The organism is Asanoa iriomotensis (assembly GCF_016862515.1).
In the GTDB taxonomy this organism is placed as follows: domain Bacteria; phylum Actinomycetota; class Actinomycetes; order Mycobacteriales; family Micromonosporaceae; genus Asanoa; species Asanoa iriomotensis.
Genome location: NZ_BONC01000157.1, coordinates 1 through 4,619 on the forward strand (window position 1 = coordinate 1; position 4,619 = coordinate 4,619).

Here is a 4,619-nt window from a genome sequence, read left to right on the forward strand (position 1 = left end):
GGGGTGGGGTGTCGATCGCCGTCGGCAGTAGCGTCGAGGTTGTAGCGGGACTGAGGAAGGTGCTTGCTATGGCTAAAGGCAGCGGTAGTAGCGGCGCGTCTGCTGGTGGGGCGGGCAAGGGCAAGGGTGGGAAGTCGACTCCGACGACGGGGCGGGCTGCGGCGAGGGTGCAGTCGGCGGCGGCCCGCAATCCGGGGGGTCGTTCGGCGAGCAGCGGAGCTGCGCCGCGGATGCAGCGGGCGGCGGCCCGGAACGCCGCTGGTGGGCAGCGGTAGCTCTAACCTTCGGTGCCGTCGGTGTCGTCGGTGGTGGTGAAGTAGCGGACGGTTTCCCGCGTGGTGTGCAGGGTGAAGCGCGACGTGTGGGTGAGTCGTTCGGGGCGTACGCGGCGTCCGTTGCGGGACAGCCAGGCGGGTGCGGGCGAGTCGACCAACCCGATGACGGCCGCGTGCATCGCTTCGACGGTGGTGGTGGCGTCGGCGGCGAGGTGCCGCAGCGTGGTCGGGCGGTTGCCGCCGTCGGCCGCGCGGGCGATCAGGTAGATCAACGCGGTTTCGATTGGGTCGGGCACCTCGAACGAGAATCCCGTCGCGGTGTCGGCGGCGGGGTTCGGTGGTGGTGTCGGTGGCCGTGGCGGCGCGGGACGCCAGAGGCCGTCCGGGTGGGCGTAGTCGCGCAGCACGAGCGTGAACGCAGCGTCGTGATACAGCCAGGCGGGGTGCTCGATCTCGCCGTTGCGGAGCAGCGCAGCTCGGCTGTTGCGGATCAGGATGGTCAATCCTTCCCGGACGGCATGGATGTCGCCGGGCATGTTGATGCGGTCAGCGAGCCATCGGAGGGTGATGCCCGCGGTGACGCGTTCGTGGTCGGCGCGGGCGACCTGGAGCAGCCGGGCGGCGGCGGTGTGGCCGGCCGGGGACGGTTCCATCACCCCGTCCGGGGTTCCGATCAACAGCTCGGGTGGGGTCTGCGCGAACGCGTCCTTGACCTTGATGTTCGCCCAGCGGCGGCCCGTGCCCGGTTCGGGTTTTTCCAGCTCGGCCAGGACCGACAGAGCGGCGCTGTGCAGGCGGTAGTAGTCCGTGAACGGGATCCGCAGATCCCGCAGCCGCTGGGCCAGCTCGTCGAGCGCCAGCATCCAACCGTATGGGGTGACCGGCCAGCGGATCTGGGACATCGGTTCCCCGCTGTCCGGACCGACCGGCACCTTGACGATGTGCTCGACCGGCACGGGTACCTCGACCGGCACCGGCACCGGCCGCTCGATGATCCGCGCGGCCGGCTCCGCCGCGGGCCTGCGGGTCGTGGCGTCGGCCCGGCGGGACTCGTACGCGCGTTGCCGGCACGTCCGGTCACAGTAGAGGCGTTTACGGCCCCGTCCGCTCTGCGCGACCGGCTTCCCGCACGCCAGACACGGTCTGCTGATCTCTCGTTCCGAGACCCCCGCCACGCCGGGCACCGTAAGCGCTGCCAGAGGCCACCCGCAGTCCCGCTGATCGCCACCAACCGATGCCCGCGAACGTTTGCGCAGGTCGCGCGGGGGTCGGGCAGTTAACCGGTGTCAATCCCCGAACCTCGGCCGGGTAGCGCACGCTGGATCACAGACACCCGCTACCCGGGCTACCGGGAGCGGGGGCCGATAGGCCGCACCACGAACAGTCGGACCCCAGCAACGGAGGTGAGAGAGCCGTGCCCACGAATCCCCTGGCAACCCGTGGCATCCACTGTGGAGGGAAATGGCTGAACGCCAACATCCACGCACCACGCACAGCCGACGACTAGCCGGCACCGGGCACACCCGAACGACGGGTGAGCCCACCCCCGAAAGCACCACACGCGCCAATACGGGTCCGGACGCCCGGGGGACGTCGCCGGACCACATCCCACCGTCCACCCCACCCGAACCCGTACCGCAGGAACCGGCCCCGCCACGGCCACCACGGCGGCGGCGCTCCACCACGGATGACTCACCAACGTTGACCGTGATCGTCCAACCTCGGGATTTCAGGCTCCCTAACGTGCTCAGGCACATCGAGGAGGGAAAGATTGTGCTCGTCATTCCGGAACACAACGACCCCGACTAGCTACCCAGCGGCCACGAGAAGGAGGCTCACCCGGAGAATGCCTGGTGAGCCTCCGCCACTAGGCAGGCTAACGTCGGAAACACAAGCCGTTGCCAAGGTCGACAATCCCCATCGCGCCCGCCGGGCTGTTCGGGCCTGCCGTCCCAACGGCGATCCCCCACCGCCCATCTCGCTCCGCGAGAACCATGCCCCAGGACGCCTTGACCGCGCGGACCATTCCGCACTTGACCGTTTCATCACCGGCGGCAGTCGACGCCATATGGCCCGATGCCAATCCGATGGTTCCGACACGGACCCACACCTCGACCAGGCCAGATAGACGGTGGCGGACGTGCCAGGTGCGGCCTGACCTTGTTCACATCGAAGGGGTCACTGGTCCAAGTCCAGCAGGGCCCGCCAATTCCCCGCTTCAGCGTCTGACACCGTCAGGTGGATGCCTTGACCAGATGCGCCGCACGCCGAAGGCACGGAAGGTGATGGACAGGACGAGCCCACAGGCGATCATAAGCGCGAGGAGCAGGTGAGGTAGCCCGCCACCGAGGTGGACCCAGACCAGGACGGCGACCCAGGCCGACGCGATCACGCCGAATGAGCCCCACCAAATCACATCCCTCAGCCGCACGGCAGCAGTGTATGCCGATCCGTCGCACCTCATCATGGGCGATGACATATGGCCTAGAAGGCCCGCACCACGGGCCTGCCTGTGGGTCTTCGACCTCGCGGCAAATGCCCGGCCAAGTTTCCTCGTGGCACCCACCACCAATGAAGCGTTGATGCAGGTCAACGGCGCTAGGCCATGCGCACCCGCCTCCGGAGGCGGGTGCGCATGGCCCGCGAGACAGCTCCCGAGAAGGCGTGGGCGAAACGTCGGCGAGGATGTTCGTGCGGCCCTGGCGATGCATTCCACAAACCTTCGTCAGTGCCGACTGTCGCGGTCACGTCGTCCCGGCGCTGTGCGGCCCGGCGGGGCGATCAGTGGCCGGGCGTCGGCAGGGGCATCCGGTGGACAGTGCCGTTGATAGTGCGGACCGGTGACGCGGCCCGCGTGGGCGGCGGACCTTCAGCCGCAGCAGGACCCGGCCGTGCTCGGCCGGGCCTTCGTAGCGCCAGTCCTCCGCCTACCTGCAGCACGTCACCGCCTGCCCCCAGAAGATCGGCCCGATAGCGAAAGCCGCACTCGTGCTCACTCACTTCGAGCACCGGTACCTATCTTGCTGATACAGCGAAGGCTAGGCTGCGTTACGCGGTTGGGACATCGTCGACAGCCGTAAGGTCACAGATGTGCCGACCCTTCTCGACGTGATCTCCCATCTCGATGACATCCCTTCTGGCGACGGCTACTCGCCAGGTCCGACCATCTATGCACGACGGCCGTGGAAACCCTCTTCGGATGCGCTGGTTCTCACTGGCGACGACGTCCCTGACGGCGTGACGACCGAGTCTGGCCACGACTACCTGCTGGAGGTCGATCTCGCTCTGGAAGCCGTCGAGGTCTGGAGCGAGTGGAGGGATGGCGCGACACCGACCGCGGAAGACGCGACGTTTGCCGTCCTCTACTACGGCGAACACGACGCTTACCAGCCACTGGAGTAGGGGACCCGCGTCCGCAGCGTGCATGATCTACCTTGCTGAGATCACCTCATTGAGGCGGGAAAGATTGTGCTCGTCATTCCCTGTCGCGACGGCCCCGATTAGCCGTCGAGCGGTAACGCAAAGTGGCTCACCCGGTGAGATGCCGGGTGAGCCTCGACCGTATCGGCGGCTAACGTCGAAAACACAGGCCGTTGCCTAGGTCGACAATCCCCATCGCCCTCTCCGGGGCGTCTTGGCCTGTCGTCCCGATGGCGATTCCCCACTGCCTGTCATGCTCGGCGAGAGCCATTCCCCAGGATGCCTTGACCGCGCGGACCATTCCGCGCTTGAGGGTGTCGTCACCGGTATTCCACATCTGGGCGACCGTCTGCCCGGTGGGTGCGTAGTCGAAGCGGTCGGCAACGATCGCGAATCCCTCGATGCGTGCCTTGACCGTCTTGCGTTCCGCGACCAGGGTGTCCAGTTCGTCGTCGTCTTCGGTGGCGGACAGCCGAGCCTGGATCTTGCGGAGTCCGGCGTGCAGCTCGTCCAGCTCGTGCGCGTTTCCCGCCACTCGCTGAAACGCGAGGATTTCTGTCGTGTCGTTGGCGAACATGCCGGCAACGACGTCGATGACGGGTTGCGCGTCGATTCCCGTGAATTCGCCGCAGGACAGGCGCCGCTTGGCATGACCACCACAGCGCAGCTTCGGCGTGCGCGGCTTCGGCACGCGTGGCTTGCCCGTGCGCGAGTGCCGTGCCGGCGTCATGCCGGCATTGAGGTACAGCTTCCCCGCGCATGCGGGGCAGTCGAGAATGCCGGAGATCCAGTTGGCTGGACTGGCGACCGGCCGACCACCCTTGTTCGCGCGGCTCTCGCCCCTGTTCGCCTCTAGGACCTTGTTCGCGCGCCACCACAACGCGGAATCGACAACCGGCTCAACCTTGTGCGCCCACGCCTCCG

3 protein-coding genes are annotated in these 4,619 nt (G+C 67.5%); 1 reads left to right on the forward strand and 2 read right to left on the reverse strand.

Going from position 1 to position 4,619, the window contains the following annotated elements:
* Window positions 1–277: 277 nt before the first annotated feature.
* Window positions 278–1,450 carry a hypothetical protein gene (locus Air01nite_RS40560; protein ID WP_203708825.1) on the reverse strand — a complete coding sequence of 391 codons (1,173 nt, stop codon included), beginning with the start codon at window positions 1,448–1,450 and terminating at the stop codon, window positions 278–280.
* A 1,915-nt stretch (window positions 1,451–3,365) separates the two neighbouring features.
* Between Air01nite_RS40560 and Air01nite_RS40565 the strand changes: the two genes are divergently transcribed.
* Window positions 3,366–3,677 (forward strand): hypothetical protein, encoded by a 312-nt coding sequence (locus Air01nite_RS40565; protein ID WP_203708828.1) that lies wholly within the window; start codon window positions 3,366–3,368, stop codon window positions 3,675–3,677.
* A gap of 169 nt (window positions 3,678–3,846) precedes the next feature.
* Here the strand turns inward: Air01nite_RS40565 and Air01nite_RS40570 are convergent.
* Window positions 3,847–4,619, reverse strand: a 773-nt coding sequence (locus Air01nite_RS40570; protein WP_203708830.1) for a hypothetical protein, incomplete at its 5' end; no start/stop codon positions are given.